Genomic DNA, 21,117 nt, shown 5'->3' on the forward strand with positions numbered 1-21,117 from the left:
TCGGCCCTGCCGGCCACGGGAATGCCTCCTCGGGCCAACCCGCACCCAGGCCGCCCACGGAGACACCATGCCCGCCACCACCCCCACCCAGGCCCTCACCCAGGCAGGCCAAGCCCTCGCCGACGCTGATGCGCGTCCTGCACACCGGCCGGGTGGTGCGGGGCCGCGGCGCCATCCGCCCGCCACCGCGTTCGAGCCGGTGCGGCGACGGGATGCCATCCCTGATCACCGGACCTGCGCCGGGCCCGGGCGGGGAGGAGGTCGCGTCAGCTTCGGCGTGAGAAGCGGACGGCGTCCGCGACGACGTAGCCGCTCGCGGTGTCGCTGAGCTCGACCGCACCGCCGATCCCCGCCGCGAAGTCGAACGTGCCCAGCGACACCCACTCGCCGCCGCGAGCGTCGGGCGTGCCGCGGACCGTCTGGTCCACCGCGACGGGCGTGCTGCCTCCGGAGTGGTGAACGACGTACGTGGCGGTGCGGGAGCGGTTCGAGGCGGCGGTGTAGGAGACCTTCACCTCGTAGCGGGCAGCGGCCGGAAGGGCCGGGCGCCAGCGGACCGTGGCGGTGCCGTCGCCGGGCGCATGGGAGGCGTAGTTGCCGCCGTAGAAACCGGCTACGCCGGTGCCCGAGGCCCAGGTGCCGGAGACCACCGCGTAGCCGAGCGCCCCGTTGTCGACGGTGATGTCGTCGTCGGCGTCGGCCCGGGCCGGGGCCTGGATGAGGCTCAGCTCGTCCAGGGACAGGGACTGCCCGCCGCCGCGGCCCGCGCCGGCCAGGGTGAAGCGCACGGTGTGCCGGCCGGGGGCCAGCCGCATCGTGCCGAGAAGCAGCACGTCATAGCCTTCCGCGTGCTCCGAGGTCGTGTCGATGACGTGGTTGCGGGGGCGCGTGCCGTCCACGGTCACGTCGATCAGGCCGCCGCCGGTGGAGCGGTAGTAGCGCAGGAGGAGGTCGTACTCCGCCCGCCGGGGGACGGTGACAGGGTATTCCAGGTGGTCGCCGACGGCGGCCGGGGTGAAGACCACGCGGGCGCCGCCGCGAGCCGTCGCTTCCCTGACGACCGCGACAGAGCCGTCCGAGGGCCGGACGCCCGCCAGGCGGGCGAGGTCGACGGCCTGCTCGCTGATGCGCGGGCCGGCCACCGTGCTGTCGCGTCCCTGGGTGAGCCATTCCAGGTTGAAGCGGCAGACGTTCACCTTGAGCGGGAAGCTGGCGATGTCGCCGTCACAGCCGTAGATGAGGACGATGGTGCCGTTGGACAGCCGGGCGAGGTCGGAGTAGTAGGAGCGGCCGGGGTTGACGACCCGGTGGTAGCGGAAGGAGTGGCCGCCGTCGTAGCTGACCGAGACGGTCATGTTGTAGCGCACCGGCGCGTCCGGGCGGCTGAACAGGATGCGGTCCTGGGAGTAGCCGAGCAGGCCCGCGTCCACCGCGTTGAACTGCCCGGTCGAGCCGTCCAGCTTCGGCGGCGACCAGGTGAGCCCGCGGTCGTGGCTGACCGAGACGATCCGCTGCCGGTTGCCGCCCGCGGCGGCCCGTCCGTTGACGAGCACGGACCCGTCGGCGCGCTGCACGAGCCGGGCCTCGTTGATGGGATAGTCGGCGGAGACCGGCACCGCGCCTGTGGCCTGCCAGCTACGTCCGTGGTCGTCACTGTAGACGGACGCGATTCCGTACATCCGCTCGGCCACGCTGTTGCCGACGATGACCCGCCGGTGGGCGACGTTCATCAGCAGCCGCCCGTTGTCGAGCTGGATGCCGTGGCCGGGGCCGGGGGAGTGCAGCGCCCACTGGTAGTCGAAGCGGGTGAACAGGTCGTCGAGCACGCGTGGCTGACCCCAGGTGAGCCCGCCGTCGGTGCTGGAGATCAGGTGCAGGCTGCCGGTGTCGCCGGAGCAGGAGGTGTTCTCCGGCAGACGCGCCGACAGGTTGTAGAACAGGAACACCTCGCCCGTGGTGCGGTCGTGGACGAGCGCGGGGTTGCCCCAGGATTGCCCATCGACCGACGGCACCACCACCTGTGTCGGGCTCCACGTCCTGCCCTGGTCGCTGCTGCGGCGCAGCAGCAGGTCGCGCGGGCCCGCGTCGCAGACCTCGTGGCGGCCTTCGCAGAAGGCGAGAATCGTGTCGTCCCGCAGCACGGTGAGCCCGTGCACGTGGTAGTTGGCCAGCGTTCCTGCAGAGGAGTCCCACAGGGTGGCCTCCTCGAAGAACGGCTCGGCCAGTCCGGTCGCGGCGGCCGGCGCGGCGGTGCCGGCCAGGGCCGCGCCGGCGACGATTCCCAGCGTGAAGGCCCTGCGGCCGATGACGGGGTCGGTCATGTGGTGCTCCCGGGGTCGGTGAGGAGGTGGGGGGTCAGCGGTTCCACGACGCGGGCGAGCTCCTCGATCTCGTCCGGTGTGCAGGGAGCCAGGGGCGGGGCGGAGTGCGGCGGGCACAGCCCGCGCATCGCCAGGAGTGCTTTGACGGACGGCACGCCGGGGCGTACCCCGTGAATGTGGGTGAGGCGGGTGGTGAGGTCTTGTAGCCGGTCGAGTTCGGCGCCGTCGTCACGGGCGGCGACCAGGTCCAGGGCCAGGCGGGGCGCCAGGTTGGCGGTGCCGGGCGTGATGCCGTGGGCGCCGGCCCGCAGTGCGTCGGCCAGGCGTCGCTCGTCACCCTGGCTCACCTGGAAGCCGGGCCGGCGGCGGGCCGCCGCGATCAGCCGGGTCAGCAGGTCCGGGTCGCCGGATGAGTCCTTGATGCCGACCACGTGCGGCAGGTCGACCAGGGCCGCCACGACCGCCGGGGTGAGCGGCGTGGCGTAGCGCGGCGCGTTGTACGCCACGACGGGCAGCCCCTGCTCGGCCATCGCCGCGTAGTGGGTGACGACCTCGTCCTCGCGGTGCCGGAAGTACGTCGGCGGGCTGAGCACGAGCGCGTCGGCCCCGGCCGCGGCGGCGTCCGCGGCCCGCCGCCGGGCCTCGTCGGTGCCCGCGGCCGTGACGTTCACCAGGATCGATCCGCCGGGAACGAGGTCACGCCAGCGGCTGGTCACTCCGGCGACGAACGCGCGCGCCCGGTTCGCCGGGATCAGCGGGCCCTCGCCGTTGCTGCCGAGCAGCATCAGCCGCCGCACCCCGGCGTGTGCCATGGCCCGCAGCAGCGGCTCCCCGGCCTCCGCCGACGGCAGGCCCGGCTCGCTCATGGGGGTGACCAGCGGGACGACGAGCCCGCCGAGCAGTCCTGCCACGATCAGTACCCCCGCACCTGGGGCCAGGCGAGCTCGAAGCCGTCGGCGGCCAGCTCGCGCTGGAAACGTTCGAGTGCCACGGGGTCCTCGTGCACCTGTTCGGGCTCCAGCCCGTGCTCAAGGCAGTGCGCCGCCAGCGCGCCGGCGGCCTCGCCGACGTTCCACTCGACCGGGTGCAGCCGGTAACAGCCGTTGGTGATGTGCGTGGTGCCGAGGTTCTTGCCGGCGGCCAGTACGTTGCGCACCCGTTCGGGCAACAACGCTCCCAGGGGGATCTGGAAGGGACAGCTGGCCACGTCGATGTAGTTGTCACCGCCGGTGGAGGGGTGCAGGTCGATGCGGTACATGCCGACGCCGACGCTGTCGGGATAGGTGACCGCGCCGTGCTCGCCGCGCACCGCCAGCGACAGGTCGTGCTCCACGATCGTGCGGCGGGCCCGGATACGCCGCGACTCGCGGATGTAGGGGACCTTGGCCAGGCCGTCGGCGGTGCCCATGACGTCGGGACGCAGCCGCAGTCCCGGCCAGCCGGTGCCGCCGTCAGGCCGGGGCGCCTCCGTCTGCAGCCAGTACAGCATGCTGAGGGACTGGCTTCTGGCCCCTGCCAGGTGCGCGTCCCGCTCCTCGTCCGTCACCCCGATCAGCGGGCCGGGCAGGTAGTCGATCTGCGGCCAGTTGACGATGACGACATCGCTGGCGGCGAAGCCCGGCTCGAACACCTCGCGGCACACGATGCGCCGGAACACCCACAGGTCCGTGTCGCCGGGGTCGCGGCTCTGGTCGGCGACGACCGGACCGGCGCCGGCGTTCGGCACGAACCTGCGCGGTTTCGGCTCCAGCGTGCGCGGGTCGGGCGCGACCAGGCTGAGCAGCCGGTCGGGCCAGAACGGCGGCCGGTAGTCGCGCCAGAAGGCGTAGTCGTGCGGCCGGTCGACGGTGTGGTCCTCCCCGTCGCGGTGCTCCACGGCGAACACCCAGGAGAATGCCTGCATGTTGGCCGGCTGCGCCTTGCCGGGGGCACTGGGCTCGCCCGTCTCCTTGCCGGACTCGAAGCCGGTGACGTGCTCGATCCCGGCCAGCGGCAGCAGGTCGCCCAGCTCGGTGGCGTCCAGCACGTACGGCGCCCGCGCGTGGAAGCACTCCCCGTCCGGGCCGGCGAAGCTCACGCCGGTGACCCGGTCGCCGTCCACGTCCGCCGCCACCGGCCGGTGCCGGTAGCGGACCGTCAGCCGGCCCGCCGCGAGGTAGGGACCGACCATGGCGGCCAGCACCGAGGCCGCCACCCGGGGCTCGCAGCAGAGCCTGCTGACCGTGCCGCGGCCGGGATTCAGGTCCGGCGCGGCCAGGGACTCCCTGGTCAGGGGATACCAGGTGCGGTAGTGCTCGCGAATGGAATCGCGCAGCCGGCGGTAGGAGCGGGTCGCGCCGAACTGCTCGATCCACGGATGCTCGTCCGGTGGTACACCCTGGCTGGTGAGCTGCCCGCCCAGCCAGTCGCTCTCCTCGGTGAGCAGCACGGTCCGGCCGCGCCGCAGCGCGGCCAGCGCCGCGGCGACCCCGCCCATGCCACCCCCGACCACCAGGACGTCAGCCCGAGCCTCCCTCATGCCGCACCGCCTTTCGTGAAGAAGTCGATCTCGCCGCGTTCCATCAGGACGATGAGGCTGAGCAGGGCGCCCCAGGTCTGGAACGGCTCGCTGTTCGGCTTGTCGCACGCGCCGCCGTGGATGCTGGAGTAGTTCTCGTGCACGTGGCGATGCTGGTTCCACTCCTTCAGCACCAGCCGTGAGCTGCCTTCGGCCAGCCATTCGGCCGCGCCGCGCTCCCCGGCCCGCAGCAGTCCCAGGTAGACCAGGAAGTTCACCGGCGGCCAGGCTCGCCCTGACCAGTAGCTACCGTCGCTGAGGTCGACCGGCTCATGGCGCGGGGAGGACGGAAGGATCCACTCGCCGCCGAACCCGTCCTCGGTCAGCAGATGGTCGGACACCATCCGGGCGGCCCGCTCGCCCAGGCCGACACCGGCCAGGAGCGGGTAGAAGCTCATCGTGGACAGCCGCTCGGTGTGCAGGCCGGTGTCGGTGCGCCTGCTGCGGTAGATGCCGCTCGACTCGTCCCACAGCGACTCCATGCTCGCGGTCACGGTCGCGTGCCGCTCGCGTAGCTCGGAGGCGGCCTCCCGCACGCCGAGGACGTCCGCGATGGCCGCCAGCGCCTCGCAGTCGGCCGCGTACAGGCTGTTCAGGCCCACGTCATGGGCGGCGAGCAGGCTCTTGGAGGTGTCGAAGGGTACGTCGTCGAAGACCGGGTGCCCGTCCCAGCCCGTCTCGCACGTGGCACCGAAGTGCTGGTGAATACGGGGAATGTCCTGCGGCGAGGGGAACTCGGGGTCGAAGTAGGTGGAGCCCGCGCACAGCAGGTCACCGTCCCGGCGTACTCGCCACCACCAGCGGTTCCAGGCCAGCAGTGGAGCGAAGGTCTCCTCCAGGAACCATCTGTCACCGAAGCGGCGGTAGAGCTCCAGGACCACCAGCGAGCCCACCGGCGGCTGCGACCCGTCGTAGGTCTTGCGGCCCGTGCCCTGCTCGACGTTCGGGACAAAACCCTCGGGCGTCAGTGCCCTGAGCATCTCGATCGTGTTGACATAGGCCAGCTCTCTGCTCGACACGGCCGCCAGCAGCGCATTGAAGAACGCGTCCCAGCAGAACAGCGCGTAGCCGCCGCGCTTACCGACGTTCCAGAGCCGGCTGACGGTGGTGACCACCCTGGATTTGGCCGGCTCGAAGATGGTGTTCCAGGAGATGGCGTCCCTGACGATCTCGCGGTGCTGGGCCAGCGGGTCCGCGCCGGCCTCGCCGAGAGCGGCGGAGGCCCGAGCGACGATCCGCGCGATCTCCGGCAGGTCGCGGGCGCGGCCGGTGCTGATCCCGAGCGCGCCGGTCAGCTCCATCGCCAGGTACGGGCCGTCGATGTCGGCGTAGGGGTCGTCCACGTGCGCGGCCGTGCCATGGATGGTGACGGTCCCGCCGGGACCCTCGGTGGTGAGCCGCCCGCCCTCGCGGCTGACGGTGCCCGGCCGGTTCCACAGGTAGCCGGCGGCCACGGTCAGCAGCGCGCTCTTGGGCTGATTGGCGGTGGGGGTCACCAGCACGACAAGGTCGTCGCCCGCATGCGCGGTCTGGACGCGGATCGTGATGCCGGCCCAGCTCACGATCGTCTCCGTGTAGCGGCCGTCGTAGGCGTGCCGGCCCAGGGTGACGGTCTCGGCGCCGTCGGTGCGGCGGCCGATCTGCACGGTGCGCAGGGACGTGCCCCGGTAGTACTCCTTCAGGCCCAGTGACAGGCCCAGCGCGTCGGGAAGGCGGACCTGCGTGAGCACGCTGCGCGTGTCCCAGGTGTTCCAGCCCCGGGCGAGCGAGGCTTGGACGGTTGCGTAGTGCGTCATGTCATCCCTATGTCGTTCAGTTCCAGGGCCGCGTCCAGCAGCGCCCGGGTGTACTCGTGCCGTGGGTCTGCGAACACCGTGTCGGCGGGGCCCTGCTCGACGATCCGGCCGGCCCGCATGACCACCACGCGGTCGGCGATCTGGTGAACGACGCCGAGGTCATGGCTGATGAACAGCATCGACAGCCGCCGCGTCGCGCGCAGCTCGACCAGCAGCCGCAGCACCTGCGACTGCACCGACACGTCCAGCGCGGACACGGCCTCGTCACAGACGAGCAGCCGCGGCGACAGCGCCAGCGCGCGGGCCAGGCTGACCCGCTGGCACTGGCCGCCCGACAACTGGGCCGGGTAGCGGGCGGCGGCCTCGCCGTCCAGGCCGACGCCCGCGAGCGCGGCCTCGACGGCGTCCGCGCGCGGCCCCGGCGGCGCGACCGACGGATGTGTGAGCCAGGCCTCCTCGATGATCGCGCCCACCCTCATGTGGGGGTTGAGCGACGACCGAGGGTCCTGGAACACCATCTGGATCGCCCGCTTCAGCTCGGGTGGGCGGCGGGCGGGCAGCGGAGCGCCCTCGAACGTCATCACCCCCGCATCGGGACGCCGCAGACCGACCACGCACCGGGCGATCGTGGTCTTGCCCGACCCCGACTCGCCGACCACGGCGACGATCTCGTTCTCGCCGACGGTGAAGGCCGCGTCTTCCACGGCGGTGAACCGGCTCCTGCGCAACAGGGAGCCCCGTACAGGAAACGTGACGCGCAGGCCTTCCACGGCCAATACCGTCATGACAGCACCTTCTCGGCCTCGTGGCAGGCGCTCCACCGCCCGGGGGCGACCTCGCGCGGCCGGGGGATCTCGGAGCGGCAGCGGCCGGTCGCGAGGGGGCAGCGCGGATGGAAGGCACAGCCGGATGGCCGCCGGGCGGGCACGGCGGAGGTGCCGGGCAGCGGGTCGGCGATCGCGGTCTTGGTGCGGACCGCGGGCACGCTACGGACGAGCGCCTTGGTGTAGGGGTGTGCGGGGCGGCCGAGCACGGAGGCGGTGCTGCCGCGCTCGGCGACGCGGCCGGCGTACAGGACGACGAGGTCCTGCGCGACGTGCGACATCACCCGCAGGTCGTGGCTGACCAGCAGCATCGCCGCGCCCTCCTCGACCTGCAGCTTGCGCAGCAGCCCCAGGACGCGGGCCTGCACGGTCACGTCGAGCGCGGTCGTCGGCTCGTCGGCGAGAACGAGGGACGGGTGCGCGATCATCGCCATGGCGATCATGGCGCGCTGCCGCAGCCCGCCGGAGAACTCGTGCGGGTAGTCGCGGGCGCGGCGAGCCGCATCCGGGATGCCGACCCGGTCGAGCATCTCGACGACTCTGTCGCGCACCTCGGCCCGCGGCGCCCCCGAGCGCCGCAGCACCTCGCCCACCTGACGGCCGATGCGCTGGGTGGGGTTCAGCGACGCCATCGGGTCCTGGGAGATCATGGAAATCTCGTGACCGCGCAGGGCGCGCAGCCGTTGCGGGCCGCAGGTGAGCAGGTCCGTGCCGGCGAACGAGATCGCCCCGCCGACGGCCGCCCCCTCGGGCAGGAGGCCGATGACCGACATCGCGATCATCGTCTTGCCGCTGCCGGTCTCGCCGATCAGGCCGACGGTGCGGCCCGCCGGGACGTCGAAGGACACCTCGTCGATGACCCGCACCGGGCCGCCCGGGCCCGGAAGGTCCACCGACAGGCTGGTGATCTTGAGCAGGTCGTTCATCAGCTTCCCGACTCGACGGCCTTGGAGAAGTCCGGGTAGCCCAGGGCGTCGAGGGTGAAGCCGGACACGTTCTTGTTCCACACGTAGGAGACCTTCGACGTCATCGGGAACATGCCGACCGCGTCATCCCAGATGATCTTGGATGCCTGGGTGTACAGCTCCTTCCGCTCGTTCTGGTCGGTCGCGGAGCCCGCCTTGGCCAGCAGCTCGTCCAGGTCGGGGTTGCAGTAACCGGTGCGCTTGGCGGCGCACGGGTACAGGCGGCCGAGGTTGGTGGCGGCGTCGTAGCCGGCGGTGCCGAGGAGCTGGAAGTTGACGTCCCACTTCAACGCCAGCAGGTCCTCGATGAAGACCGCCTGCTCCTTCTGCAGCAGGTCGGCCTTGACCCCGATCTTCGCCCAGGAGGAGACCACCGCCTGCAGGAACGGCTTGAACTGGGCCTGCCCGAACTGCAGGCGCAGAGGCTTGTCGAAGGGGTAGCCCGCCTCTTCGAGCGCCTTCTTGGCAGCGCCGGGGTCGTAGGCGACGGGCGTCTGCGGCGCGTAGCCGAAGACCGTCGGCGCCAGCGGCGAGTCGGCCGGCTGGCCGGTCACCGGGTAGAGCTGCTTGATGATCGTGCCGAAGTCGACCGCCTGCCACAAAGCCTTGCGGACCTTGGCCTCCTTCAGCGCCGGGATGCCGGAGTTGAACCACATGGTGAAGTTGCCGTTGCTGGGCACCGCCTCCACCTTGAGCGAGGCGTCAGACCGCAGCGCCGGGATCTGGTCGTCGGGCACGCCCCAGACCACGTCCACCTCGCCGGTCCGCAGCGCCGCGAGCTTGGCGGCCACGTCCGGGATGCTGCGGATCGTCAGGGACTTCACCTTGGGTGCACCGCCCCAGTAGTGGGGATTGGGCACCATCTTGAGCTCGGAGCTCGGCGTGAATGACTCCACCATGAACGGCCCCGAGGCGACCGGCTTGGCGAAGTACGACGCGGCGTCCGCCGGAACCCCCGACGGCAACACGAACAGCGTCGTCAACTTGCTCGGCAGGGCGGGATCGGGGGCCGGCGAGGTGAAGGTGACCACGGTGTCCGAGCCCGCCTTGGCGCTCACGCCCTTGTAGTTGGCGGCGTATGGGCCATTGATGTCGATCAGCCGGTCGAACGAGGCGACCACGTCCTCGGAGGTCAGCGGGCTGCCGTCGGAGAACTTCAGCCCGCCGCGCAGGGTGAAGTCCCAGCTCTTGGCGTCGGCGCTCGGCTTCCACGCCTCGGCGAGGTCGGGCACGAGCTTGCCGGTGGCGTCCGGCTTGGCCAGCCGGCCGTAGATCTGCTGGCCGGCCAGTTCCTTGCCGGCCGAGCCGCCCTGCGCGGAGCCGGGGTCGATGTTGTCGATGACGAACGTGCCGCTGGCGACGATCGCCTGACTGGCGGCGTTCCGCCCGGCCCCGCCGCCGCTGCCGATCGAACAGGCGGGCAGGGTCAGGGCGATCGCGAGGAGCCCGGCGGCTCGCAGGAATGGAGTGATGGACATGAGCTTGCTCCAGGAATTCGGGGGGTTTCGTGCACTACCGGGATCGGGCGCGGCCGTACCGGGCGGTGAGGGTGTCGCCGAGCAGGCCCACGCTGACGACCAGGACGGACAGGGCCAGGCCAGGCGCCGCGGAGATCCACCACGCCGAGCTGAGATACTCCTTGCCGTTCGCGACGGTCTGGCCCCACGACACCGAGGACGCCGGCAGCCCGATCCCCAGGAAGCTCAGGCCGGCCTCGGCCAGGACGACGAGGGCGAACTCGAGGGTGGCCATCGCCACCAGCGGGCCCACCGTGAAGGGCATGATGTGCCGCCCGAGCAGGCGCCGGGGACGTACGCCGATGAGCCTGGCGGCGTCTACCCAATGCCGCTCGCGCACGCTCAGCACGACGCTCCTGGCCACCCGCGCGAAGGAGATCCAGCCGGTGACCGACAACGCCAGGATGATCACCCACAGGCTCGGCGTGAACACCCCGGCGATGACGATGGCCAGCAGGATCCCGGGGAAGGCCTGCAGGATGTCGACCAGCCGGGTCAGCACCGAGTCCACCCAGCCCCGGTAGTAGCCCGCGACGCAGCCGATCGCCACGCCGGCCAGCAGGCACACCGCGACCGTGGTCAGGCCGATCAGGACCGAGGTGCGGGCACCGTACACGACCTGGGCGAACACGTCGCGGCCGAGCGCGTCCGTGCCGAGCAGGGCTGTGCCCCCGGAGGAGGTGGCCGCCCCGGGCGGCAACAGCCGGTCCTCCAGGGGCGTGCGCACGGGGTCGTAGGCGATGAGCAACGGACCGGCCGCGGCAACGAGCAGGTACAGGCCGATGACGAGGGCCGGAATGAGCCCGCTGCGCCGCCGCGCGCGCCGGGCCGCGACGAGACCGGAGACGAAAGCGGGCATGACCGTCATGACGCCGCCCTGATCCGCGGGTCCAGCTGCGCGTACAGCAGGTCCGCGACGAGGTTGAGCAGCACGATGATGGCGGCGATGGTGAGCGTCGCCGCCTGCACGACCGCGTAGTCGCGGTTGCCCACCGACTCGACGACGAGCGTGCCCAGGCCCGGCCAGGCGAAGACGTTCTCCACCACGACCGCGCCGCCGAGCAGCGCGCCGATCTGCAGCCCGACCACCGTGGTCACCGGGATGAGCGCGTTGCGCAGGACATGCCCGGTCAGGACCTCCCGCGGTGTGAGCCCCTTCGACAGGGCCGTCTGCACGTACGGCTCCGCCATCGCCTCCGCGATGCCGCTGCGCGCCACCCTGGCCACGATCGCCGTGAAGGGGAACGACAACGTCACCGCCGGCAGTACGAGGCTGCTGAGGCTCTGCGCCCCCGACGTCGGCAGCAGGCGCAGCCCCAGCGCGAAGACGAGGATCAGCATGATGCCGATCCAGAACGTCGGGAACGACTGCAGCACGATGGTCAGCGTCGTGACGATCCGATCCTGCCCGGAGCCGGCCCGGATGCCCGCGGCCGAGCCCAGCAGCAGCCCGGCGAAGACGGAGATCACCGCCGAGGTGAGGGTCAGGTCGATCGTGGCCGGCAGCCGGGACAACACCGCGTTCATCGCCGAGGTCGCCAGGCGGTAGGAATCGCCGAAGTCGAGGTGCAGGGTCTGGCCGAGGTAGTCCCCGTACTGCAGCAGGATCGGCCGGTCCAGCCCGAGCCTGGTACGCAGGGCCGCGATCTGGGCCGGCTCGGCGTCCGGGCCCAGCAGCACCGTGGCCGGGTCGCCGGGGGCCACGCGCACGATCAGGAAGATCAGCGTGGCCGCGCCCCACAACACGACCACCCCGGCCAGCAGGCGGCGGATGACGAGGGTCAGCATCGCGTGACCCGCGCGAGACAATGGATGATCACGTCGGAAATCTCCCGTCCACGTGAGCGGAATAAGGCCGGTCGAGCAGTGCGCCGTCGGTTTCCAGCACGGTGCGGAGCTCGGCCACGTCGATGCCGGCGGGCGGGCGGCCGGATCCGGCCGCGATGGCCGCGGCCGTCCCGGCGGCCTGTCCCATGGCCATGCACTGCGCCATCGACCGGACCGAGGCGTGCGCGTCGTGGGTGGCCGACAGACACCGCCCCGCGACGAGCAGCCCCGCGACGTCCAGGGGCAGGAGGCATCGGTACGGCACGCCGTAGGTCAGCCCGGCGGGCTCGCCGCCGACATAGCGCCAGATCGTCGAGGAGCCGGCGGCGTGATCCTCGATGGGGGCGCCGCACTGGGCGATCTCGTCCGGGAAGCGGCGGCCGGACAGCACGTCGTCGCGGGTCAGCACGTGACGGCCGATCAGCCGGCGGCTCTCGCGCACGCCGATGCGGGCGCAGACGCCCATCAGGTACGCCCGCTCGTAACCGGGGACGCGTTCGCGCAAGAAACGCACGTATTCCCGGACCTGGCGGCGGCCCTCCCGCTCGGCCTCGGACAACTCCCAGGGGTCCAGCGGGTTGACGTCGCTGACGCGGGTCATGTTCGTGTGCACCACGCCCGGCAACACCGTGCGGTGAGCCGAACCCTCGGTCCGCGGCAACGCGTACTCGCCGGACTCCGCGGCCTCGCGCATCAGCCGGTGCAACTCCGCCGTGGGCGTCGCCGTCAGGTCCACGCCGCCCAGCCGGAAGGTGGCGGTCAGCGGCTGCACCCGCTGCTCGCCGTCGGGCCGCTCCACCGCGGCGCCGGCCCGCCAGGCGATCTCGGCGTCGCCGCTGGCGTCCACGAACACGTTCGCGGTGATCCGCCCGCTGCCCGCCTTGGTCTCGGCGACGAGCCCGGCGATCCGGTCGCCGTCCATGACGACCCGGCAGGCCGTGGCGTGCAGGAGCGTCTCGGCGCCCGCCTCGCCGGCCAGCTCGTCCCAGGCCAGCTTGAGTGCCTCCGGCTCGTACGTCACGCCGGTGCCCGCGCCGTAGGTGTTGGGCCGCTCGAACGCCTGCTCCCAGCCCAGCAGCCGCTCGCACAGCTCCCAGCCGATCCCGCCGACCACCCGGTCGGCGCGGCCGGGGGCATAGAAGCCGTAGAACGTGTCGAGCACGGCCGCGCCGGTCCCGCCGAGGAACCCGGCGGCCTCCACGAGCAGGGTACGGGCGCCGGACCGCGCCGCGGCGACTGCGGCGGCGCAGCCGGCCGACCCGCCACCGACGACCACCACGTCGCCCTGCCAGAGATCCTTCATCGCAGATGCCACCCTCCGTCCACGGGGACGACCGCGCCGGTCGTCCGGCCGGCCGCCGGTGACAGCAGCCAGGTCACGACGTCCGCGACCTCCTGTGGCGTGCAAGGCGTGCCGCCGAGTGGCATCAGCTCGGCCATCCGCGCCACGATCCGCTCCGACCCCAGCGCGCGCCTGGCCATGGGGATGTCCACCAGCCCGGCGGCCACCAGGTTCACCCGGACCCCCGCCGGCGCGGCGTCGTAGGCCGCCGAGCGCACCAAAGGGATCAGCGCGCCCTTCGCGCTGGCGTACGCCACGGTGCGGAAGTCCCGGTCCAGGGACGTGGCCAGCACCGAGCCCACGATCACGACGGAGCCGCCGCTCCCCAGCCTCGGGATCGAGGCCCGCAGCAGGCGGAAGACGGACTCGTGGTTGACCCGGTGCACCTGCGCCCATGCCTCGTCGGTGCACTCGGTGACGCGCCCGTCACCGAGCCGGCGGCCCGACATGCCGATCGCGTGCACGACGCCGTCGAGCCCGCCGAGCGCTGCGTGCGCCTGCTCGACGGCCGCCTCCGCACCGCCGGGAAGGGTGATGTCCGTCGTGCCGGCGTCCACGCCGTGCACCTGGCCGCCCGACTCCCGTACGGACTCGGCACACGCCCTGCCGATGCCTCCCTGGTCACCGGCCACGAGAACCCGCATCACCCACCTCCTCACCGGCCCCGCGCAGCGTCGCGGCCGCGCGCCGGGCGAAGTCGTGATAGGCCGCCTCGAACAGCTCGGAGCTGCGCGCGTCACCCACCAGGCGGGAACTGGTGATGATCGGCGGGACGCCGCCACCGGCGGCCAGAAGGCGGGCCGAGCGCACCTTGATCTCGTTGACGACCGCCACGGCGGTGAGCGTGCTGACCGGGCCGATCGGCTCGGCCACCCCGTCAACGTGGCACAGCGCGTCGCCGACCGGCGAGCACAGGTCGATCACGACGTCGGCGTGGTCGGCCAGGCGCGTCCCGCTCGGATGGCGGGCCGGGCTCGCGTGTGTCTCGGCGAGGGAGGTCACGGCGATCACGGGAAGGCCGGCCTGCCTGGCGCCCATCGCCATCTCGATCGGGACGGCGTTCAGGCCGCTGACGCTGAAGACCATCAGGCTGTCCTGCGGCCGGAGCCGGAAGTTGGCCAGGATCTGGTCGGCGAGTCCTGCGACGCGCTCGATGAACATGGCCTGGCGCTGCCCGTTGGCGCCGACGACCTGGTTGTGGAAGGTCATCGACAGCTCGACGATGGGATGGAATCCCGGGAACGACCCGTAGCGAGGAAAGATCTCCTCCACAGGCATCCGGGAGTGGCCGGTGCCGAAGGCGTACACGACACCGTCACGCGCGATAGAGCGCGCCGCTAACTCCGCCGCCCGGGCAAGAGCGTCCTCCTGTGTGCGTTGGACCTCTTCCAGCACCTTCATGGCCGCGGAAATCCAGCTCAAAGTCATCAGATCTCTCCGTTGGTCGGGTGAGGTGCACGAGTTGTCGCGGCAAGGGCGGCTCCGAGCGCACCGGCTCCGGAGCCCAGCTCGGCCAGGCGGAGATCTACTCGTCCCACCAGTCGCACGCGGGCAGCCAGCTCTGCCTCAACGGCCGGCCTCATGAACGCGAAGGCAGGCGCCACCCCGCCGCCGACGACGACGGCCGAGACACCCGAGTAGGCCACGACGTTGCCCAGGACCAGGGCGAGCGCGCTGCCGGCGGTCTCCAGCACCGACCGCTCCAGACCGCCGGATCGTCCGGCTTCGCGGACCACCTCCTCGGGGGTCCTGGCCCGGCCGCCGCCGGCGCGTACCGCGGTGACCAGCGCGGAGCCACCCGCGACGGCCTCCAGGCAGCCCCGGGAGCCGCAACCGCACGCGGGCCCGCCGGGGCGGCAGATCATGTGCCCCAACTCGCCCACGCGGTCGCCGCCGGCCCGCAGGACGCGCCCGCCGAGCGCGAGCGCGCCACCGATGCCGGTGCCCATCGTCACGAACAAGACGTCCTGCCGCCCTCTTGCCGCCCCGAGAGTGAGCTCGGCCAGCGCGAAGGCCCGCGCGTCGTTGACGAGCCGTACGCGCACACCGGTCCTGGACTCCAGCTCGGCTGCGAAGGGCAGCCCTTCCCACGGGCCGGGCAGGTTCGGCAGAAGGCGGACGGCACGCAGATCGTCGGTCAGGTGTCCGGGCACGGCCACTCCGGCGGCCCCGGCCTTGCCGTCGCCGATCAGCTCGGCGACCGCGGCCAGCACGGCGGGCGGGCCCGAGCGCGGCGTCCGCAGCTCGCCGTGGCCGAGCACTCCGGCTCCGGGGGACCAGAGCACCCACTTGATCTGAGTGCCGCCGACGTCCACGCCGAGAACCGCGCCTTCTTCGTCCACGCTCAAGCTCCCGTATCGACCGGTATAACCTGTCTAGATTGGTGCCTGAAGGTAGCTTTCGGATCTGGGCTCCGTCAAGGGGTCTTGCGGCCTTGGCAACCCGTCTAGACTGGCTCGCATGATTCGTGGACGAGCAGCTATGGGGCGGCCATGACGCGCAAATCGATCCCTCGACATCAGGCGGTCGAGCGACACCTGCGTAGCCGCATCGCCAACCTCCGCCCCGGCGACGCGGTCGAGTCCGACTCCGAGCTGTCCGCCTTGTTCAACGTCAGCAGGATGACCGTGCGGCAGGCCGCGCAGCGCCTGGTCGATGAGGGGCTCATCTACCGGGTGCCCGGTGTCGGCACCTTCGTCGCCGAGCCCAAGGTGCATCGCGACATGGCGCGGCTGCGCTCGTTCACCGAGGAGATGGCGCGGCGCGGCGCGGTCGCGGGTTCCCGGGTGCTGTCGGCCGAGCTGCGTGCCGGCACGGCCGATGAGCTGGCCGCGCTGCACCTGGCCCCGCGCTCGATGGTGACGCACGTACGCCGGCTACGGCTGGCCGACGGCAAACCCGTGGCCATCGAGAACGTCGTGCTGCCCATGTCCTGCAGCGCCGTGCTGAACGAGGACCTCGAACACAGCTCGCTGCACGAGGCGCTGCGCACCCTCGGCGAGATCCCCACCAGTGCCACCGGAACCCTCGTCGCCGCCAACGCCGGCGCGGAGGACGCCGAGTTGCTCCAGGTCGAGCCGGGCGCGGCGCTGCTCGTCGAGGAACGGCTGATCGTCAACCAGAACGGCCAGCCCCTGGAGAAGACCCAGACGCGCTACTTGGGAGACGAGTTCGTCTTCCACGTCACACTGGCGCGCTAGCGAGCGGAGGATCTGACGTGAGCGAGGTCATGACGGTCCTCGGGCCGGTGGCCGCTGCGGAACTCGGCTACGTCGACGCGCACGAGCACCTGTTCCTTCGCACCCCGGCGCTGCCCGGCGACGAGTTCTTGGACGAGGCGAAGTCCACGGCCGAGGCGAGGCAGGTCCGCGCCGGCGGCATCGGCACCATCGTGGACCTGACACCCATCGGCCTGGGCCGCCGCCCGGCCGAGTTGGCCAAGCTGGCCGTCGCGTCGGGGCTGCATATCGTGGCGGCCACGGGCTACCACCGCTCGGCCCACTACCTCGCCTCGCACTGGGCCCGTGAGGTGAGCGACGACCTGCTCCTCGACATCGTGCTCACCGACCTCACCAGCGGCATCGACGGGCGTGACTGGGCGGGCCCGCGCCCCGTGCCGACGACCGTCCGTGCCGGGATCGTGAAGCTCGGCGCCTCCTACCAGCGCATCACGGCCGACGAGGACCGCTGGTTCCGGGCGGGCGCGCAGGCCGCCGTGCGAACCGGGGTGCCGGTGGCCGTGCACTGCGAGACAGGCACGGCGGGCCACGAGATCCTCGACAGACTGGCCGAATCGGGCGTCGCCGCCTCACGCGTCCTGCTGTGCCACCTCGACCGCAACCCGGACCTGGAGCTGCACCGCGAGCTCGTCTCACGCGGCGCCTACCTGGTCTACGACACTGTGGGCCGGGTCAAGTACGGGCCGGACACGCGCATCCTCGACCTCATCGAAGGCATGGCCGGCGCGGGACTGGCCGATCACCTCTGCCTGGGCACGGATGTCGGCCGCCGCTCCATGCTCCGCGCCTACGGGGGAGCGCCCGGGATGGACGTGCTCGGCCGGGCCTTCCTGCCACGCCTCGAACGTCGGCTGGGACGCGACGTCGTCGACCTGATCATGCGGGACGCCCCGGCCGCCCTGCTCGGGTCGCCCGAGCGGCCGGGGTGAGCGCGCGGCCACGCCTGTCATGGTGTCGGCCCGACGGTCGGCGAGCACATCCAGCCGGATCGCGGGTGGCGATCGTCGCGTGGGCAGCCGTGGTCGCCTCGACGGGCTGTGCATCTGAGGTTCACCCGATCCTTCCTGCTCGCGTGCTGCCGCGGTGAGCCGTGTCTTCCGATGTCAGTCGAAGACCTCAAAGACGGTGGGCGGAATGTCGTCGTCCAGTTCGATCCTCACGCGATCGATGGTGCCGGTGAAGGGGAAGCCGCGTGGATAGTCCCAGCTCACCGGGGAGAGCGCGTCCCGGCCCAGCACCAGGCCCTGCCAGCCGATCAGGTAGCGGGCGGTGGTGAGCGGCTCCTTGCCGGAGACCGGGAGGCCGTCCACGGCCAGGACGGCCTCGCCCCGGCAGGGGCCGGTCCTGGTGAAGACGACCGACAGCGTACGCTCTCCGGGCGGCACGTCGCGGTCGCCACGCATCCGGTAGCGGGTGCCGTGGTGGTGGTACTCGTAGTGCAGGCGGCCTGCGGCGAGGTAGAGGACGTGCCCGCCGTTCACGTCCCCCTGCGACAGCAGCACGCCCTTGTCGCCGTCGCTCAGGCGCACCTCGGCGTCGATGCGGTACGACCGGTCGTAGATCAGCGGCGTGACGCCGCCGGGGATGCGGCTCATCTCGGGGTAGAGGACGAAACTGCGCCGTCGTCTGGGGGAGGCGGCGCTGTGGTAGATGGCGGCGCGTTCGGCGAAGTTGCGGTCGTCGAGCGGGAAGACGTCGTACCGGTCGGCCTCGGACCACCAGCGGCCGATCAGCTCGTGCAGCACGTCGGCGCGCTCGTCCGCCAGGTCGTGGCATTCGGAGAAGTCGTCGTGCAGGTGGTACAGCTCCCACCGGTCGTCGTCGTAGGAGGTGCCGCGCTCGTGGTAGGCCACGGCCTTCCAGCCCTCGTGCCAGATCGCGCGGTGGCCGTACATCTCGAAGTACTGGGTGGTGCGGCGGGTGGGAGCGTCGGGGTCGGCGAAGGTGTAGCGCATCGAGATGCCGTGCACCGGGAGCTGCGCGATCCCCTTGTACGCGGCGGGCATCTCGGCGCCGACGATGTCCAGGATGGTGGGGGTCACGTCGATGACGTGGTGGAACTGCTCGCGCACGCCGCCCGGCGGGGTGTGGCCGGGCCAGGAGACGATGAGCGGCGCGCGGACGCCGCCGGCGTGCGTGTTCTGCTTGTACCGCTTGAGCGGGGTGTTGCCGGCCTGCGCCCAGCCCCATGGATAGTTGCCGTGGCAGCGGGGCCCGCCGATCTCGTCGAGGCGGGCCAGGTTGTCGGCGTGGGGCACCTCGGCGCCGTTTTCGTAGGCGATCGAGTTGGTGTTGCCGAGCGGGCCGCCCTCCTGGCTGGCGCCGTTGTCCGACAGCAGCACGATCAGGGTGTTCTCACGGGTACCGATCCGGTCGAGGTGGGCCAGGAGCCGGGCGAGGTGGGCGTCGGTGTGCTCCATCATCGCGGCGAACGCCTCCTGCAGCCGGGCGGCGACGCGGCGCTCGTCCTCGGGCAGCTCGTCCCAAGGGCGCACGCCGTCGTTGCGCGGGGCGAGCGCGGTGCCGGGCGGGATGACGCCGAGCTCGATCTGGCGGGCGTGCCGGCGCTGCCTGATCACGTCCCAGCCCTCGTCGTAGCGGCCGCGGTAGCGGCGCAAATACTCCTCGGGCGCCTGGTGGGGCGCGTGCCCGGCGCCCATGGCCAGGTAGAGCAGGTACGGCTTGTCCGGGCCGACCGACTTGTGGTCGGAGATGTAGGCGATGGCCCGGTCCACGAGGTCCTCGGTCAGGTGGTAGCCCTCCTCGGGGGTGCGCGGCGGCTCCACCCGGTGGTTGTCCTGGACAAGCTCGGGGAAGTACTGGTCGCTGATGCCTTCCAGGAAGCCGTAGTAGCGGTCGAAGCCCCTGCCGAGGGGCCACTGGTCGTACGGACCGAGTGCGCTGGTCTGGTCCATCGGCGCCAGGTGCCACTTGCCGAGGGCGTAGGTGTTGTAGCCGGTGTCGCGCAGCACCTCGGCGAGCGTGGCGGCGCGGTGGGTGACGGTGCCGCGCTTGCCGGGGAAGCCGCTGTCGGCGTTCGACAGCAACGACATGCCGACGGAGTGGTGGTTGCGGCCAGTGAGCAGTGAGGCGCGGGTGGGCGAGCACAGCGGCGTGACGTGGAAGTTGGTGTAGCGCACGCCGGAGGCGGCCAGCGCGTCCATGGTGGGCGTGCTGATCTCCGCGCCGTAGCAGCCGAGGCTGCCGAAGCCGACGTCGTCGAGGACGATGACGATCACGTCCGGCGCGCCCTCGCGCGGCGTGGGCGGCTGCGGCCACCAGGGCGTGGAGTCCTGATAGGTGCGCCCTACGTGTCCGGTCGTCATGCGTAGATCCTCTCTTCGAGCTGGCGCAGGGTCAGGCCGCGGGTCTCGGGGGCGAGCCACGCGGTGACCGCCACGTTGACCAGGGCCAGGGCGGCGATCACCAGGAACGACGCCCCACCGAGCGCGTCGAACATGCTGGGCAGCGCCAGCGTGCCGACCACGCTGCCGCTCTTGCCGACCATGTTCACGATGCCGACGGCGCGGCCTCGGACGGAGGCGGGGAACAACTCGGGCGCCCAGGAGTAGAACGCCAGGGAAGTGCCACCGTTGATGACCGCGATCGTCACGGCGAAGGCCACCAGCACCACCCACGAGGTGCCGAACGCAGCCCAGATGAGGAACGTGCACGCCGCCGCGACGGCAGTGCCGGTGATCGCGATGAAGCGCCGGCCGATCGACTCGATCACCCACAGGCAGACCACCAGGCCGAGCACCACGGCCAGCGCCGTGGTGGAGGCCGTGAACAGCAGCGAGGTGAACGTGCTCGGCGTGACGATGCGGTTGATCAGGCTGGGCTGGTAGAGCAGGATGGCCGAGCCGTACAGGTTGTTGAACCCCCAGTACACGCAGAGCATGACCAGGCTGACCAGCAGCGGCTTGCGGAGCAGCAGCCGGATGGACGCCGGCTGCCCGCCGCCGTGCGTGGCCGGAGCGGGCTCCGGGCCGGAGCTCTCGCCGGAGGTGGCGTAACGCCACGCGGCCAGCGCCTCCTCGTGCCGGCCGTGAGCGCGCAGCCAGTACGGCGACTCGGGCGTACGGCGGCGCAGGAACAGCAGCAGCACCGCCGCCAGCGCCCCGGTGGCCATCACCCACCGCCAGTGCTCCACTCCGGCGGCCGTGAAGATCAGCAGGGTGACGGCGATGGCGGTCAGCGCACCCAGCATCCACGCCACGCCGCCGAGGCCGGTGAAGGTGCCGCGCCGCCTGGCCGGAATGAACTCGGCGATCAGCGCGGCCGAGGCCGGCATGTCGGCACCGATGGCGAAGCCGACGAAGAAGCGCAGCGCGATGAGCTGCCACAGGTCGTTGACGAGCAGGAACCCGAGCGAAGCCAGGACGAAGACCGCCATCGAGGTGAAGAAGACCGGGCGGCGGCCGAGCCGGTCGGTCAGCGGCCCGGTGAGCAGTGAGCCGAGGGCCATGCCGATGAACGCCGACGCGCCCACCAGGCCGAGGATGCCGGGGTCCGGCGACAGCTCGGGCACTACGCCGAGCAGGGCGCCGGACAGGACCAGCAGGTCGTAGCCGTCCACGTAGTAACCGCCGATGGCGGTGAGCGCTATGCGGCGCTGCCCGCGGGTCATGGTTCCCGCGTCGAATTCGACAGTCTCGCTCGTCATGCGGGCGAATCTATGCGGGCGGTAACCATTCGTCTATTGCCATGGTGCGACTCATAACCATAC

The 21,117-nt window shown here is 71.8% G+C and carries 17 protein-coding genes; 2 read left to right on the forward strand and 15 right to left on the reverse strand.

Features of this window, described 5'->3' with window-relative positions; all coding sequences use genetic code 11:
* Positions 1-266 precede the first annotated feature (266 nt).
* Genes HCN51_RS49850 through HCN51_RS49910 form a run of 13 tightly spaced genes read right to left on the reverse strand, consistent with a single transcriptional unit; the run spans position 267 to position 15,491 of the window.
* Positions 267-2,321, reverse strand: coding sequence for a golvesin C-terminal-like domain-containing protein (locus tag HCN51_RS49850; protein WP_168019588.1), 2,055 nt, complete (start codon positions 2,319-2,321; stop codon positions 267-269).
* Positions 2,318-3,232 (reverse strand): dihydrodipicolinate synthase family protein, encoded by a 915-nt coding sequence (locus tag HCN51_RS49855; protein ID WP_168019591.1) that lies wholly within the window; start codon positions 3,230-3,232, stop codon positions 2,318-2,320. Before HCN51_RS49855 ends, HCN51_RS49850 begins: the two co-directional genes overlap by 4 nt.
* Positions 3,233-3,234: 2 nt before the next feature.
* Complete coding sequence (locus HCN51_RS49860; RefSeq protein WP_168019593.1) at positions 3,235-4,839, reverse strand: FAD-dependent oxidoreductase; 1,605 nt, start codon at positions 4,837-4,839, stop codon at positions 3,235-3,237.
* On the reverse strand, positions 4,836-6,674 hold the full coding sequence (locus tag HCN51_RS49865) for an MGH1-like glycoside hydrolase domain-containing protein (RefSeq protein WP_168019595.1): 1,839 nt from the start codon (positions 6,672-6,674) through the stop codon (positions 4,836-4,838). The genes HCN51_RS49860 and HCN51_RS49865 overlap by 4 nt, the downstream gene beginning before the upstream one ends.
* Positions 6,671-7,459 (reverse strand): ATP-binding cassette domain-containing protein, encoded by a 789-nt coding sequence (locus HCN51_RS49870; RefSeq protein ID WP_168019597.1) that lies wholly within the window; start codon positions 7,457-7,459, stop codon positions 6,671-6,673. The genes HCN51_RS49865 and HCN51_RS49870 overlap by 4 nt, the downstream gene beginning before the upstream one ends.
* Complete coding sequence (locus tag HCN51_RS49875; protein WP_168019599.1) at positions 7,456-8,424, reverse strand: ABC transporter ATP-binding protein; 969 nt, start codon at positions 8,422-8,424, stop codon at positions 7,456-7,458. The genes HCN51_RS49870 and HCN51_RS49875 overlap by 4 nt, the downstream gene beginning before the upstream one ends.
* Positions 8,424-9,941 carry an ABC transporter substrate-binding protein gene (locus tag HCN51_RS49880; RefSeq protein WP_168019602.1) on the reverse strand — a complete coding sequence of 506 codons (1,518 nt, stop codon included), beginning with the start codon at positions 9,939-9,941 and terminating at the stop codon, positions 8,424-8,426. Before HCN51_RS49880 ends, HCN51_RS49875 begins: the two co-directional genes overlap by 1 nt.
* A 34-nt stretch (positions 9,942-9,975) precedes the next feature.
* Positions 9,976-10,839 carry an ABC transporter permease gene (locus tag HCN51_RS49885; RefSeq protein WP_168019604.1) on the reverse strand — a complete coding sequence of 288 codons (864 nt, stop codon included), beginning with the start codon at positions 10,837-10,839 and terminating at the stop codon, positions 9,976-9,978.
* A 5-nt stretch (positions 10,840-10,844) separates the two neighbouring features.
* On the reverse strand, positions 10,845-11,768 hold the full coding sequence (locus HCN51_RS49890; RefSeq protein WP_168019607.1) for an ABC transporter permease: 924 nt from the start codon (positions 11,766-11,768) through the stop codon (positions 10,845-10,847).
* 28 nt (positions 11,769-11,796) lie between these two features.
* The gene (locus HCN51_RS49895; RefSeq protein WP_168019609.1) at positions 11,797-13,110 is read right to left on the reverse strand and encodes an FAD-dependent oxidoreductase; all 1,314 of its coding nucleotides are present in this window, start codon (positions 13,108-13,110) and stop codon (positions 11,797-11,799) included.
* On the reverse strand, positions 13,107-13,793 hold the full coding sequence (locus HCN51_RS49900; protein ID WP_168019611.1) for an SDR family oxidoreductase: 687 nt from the start codon (positions 13,791-13,793) through the stop codon (positions 13,107-13,109). The genes HCN51_RS49895 and HCN51_RS49900 overlap by 4 nt, the downstream gene beginning before the upstream one ends.
* Positions 13,771-14,577 carry a sugar isomerase domain-containing protein gene (locus HCN51_RS49905; protein WP_168019613.1) on the reverse strand — a complete coding sequence of 269 codons (807 nt, stop codon included), beginning with the start codon at positions 14,575-14,577 and terminating at the stop codon, positions 13,771-13,773. Before HCN51_RS49905 ends, HCN51_RS49900 begins: the two co-directional genes overlap by 23 nt.
* Positions 14,577-15,491 carry an ROK family protein gene (locus HCN51_RS49910; protein WP_168019615.1) on the reverse strand — a complete coding sequence of 305 codons (915 nt, stop codon included), beginning with the start codon at positions 15,489-15,491 and terminating at the stop codon, positions 14,577-14,579. Before HCN51_RS49910 ends, HCN51_RS49905 begins: the two co-directional genes overlap by 1 nt.
* A gap of 150 nt (positions 15,492-15,641) precedes the next feature.
* On the opposite strand from HCN51_RS49910, the gene HCN51_RS49915 reads away from it, so the two are divergent.
* Both HCN51_RS49915 and HCN51_RS49920 read left to right on the forward strand, forming a co-directional pair.
* Positions 15,642-16,349: a GntR family transcriptional regulator gene (locus HCN51_RS49915; protein ID WP_168019617.1), complete on the forward strand. Its 708-nt coding sequence runs from the start codon at positions 15,642-15,644 to the stop codon at positions 16,347-16,349.
* Between the two features lie 17 nt (positions 16,350-16,366).
* Positions 16,367-17,317: a phosphotriesterase family protein gene (locus tag HCN51_RS49920; protein ID WP_168019620.1), complete on the forward strand. Its 951-nt coding sequence runs from the start codon at positions 16,367-16,369 to the stop codon at positions 17,315-17,317.
* Positions 17,318-17,491: 174 nt separating this feature from the next.
* Here HCN51_RS49920 and HCN51_RS49925 read toward each other — a convergent pair whose 3' ends face one another.
* The gene (locus tag HCN51_RS49925; RefSeq protein WP_168019622.1) at positions 17,492-19,714 is read right to left on the reverse strand and encodes an arylsulfatase; all 2,223 of its coding nucleotides are present in this window, start codon (positions 19,712-19,714) and stop codon (positions 17,492-17,494) included.
* Positions 19,711-21,054, reverse strand: a complete 1,344-nt coding sequence (locus HCN51_RS49930; protein WP_168019624.1) for an MFS transporter — start codon at positions 21,052-21,054, stop codon at positions 19,711-19,713. Before HCN51_RS49930 ends, HCN51_RS49925 begins: the two co-directional genes overlap by 4 nt.
* Positions 21,055-21,117 lie beyond the last annotated feature (63 nt).

The sequence above is a fragment of the Nonomuraea composti genome (assembly GCF_012034275.1).
GTDB classification, from domain to species: Bacteria; Actinomycetota; Actinomycetes; order Streptosporangiales; family Streptosporangiaceae; genus Nonomuraea; species Nonomuraea composti.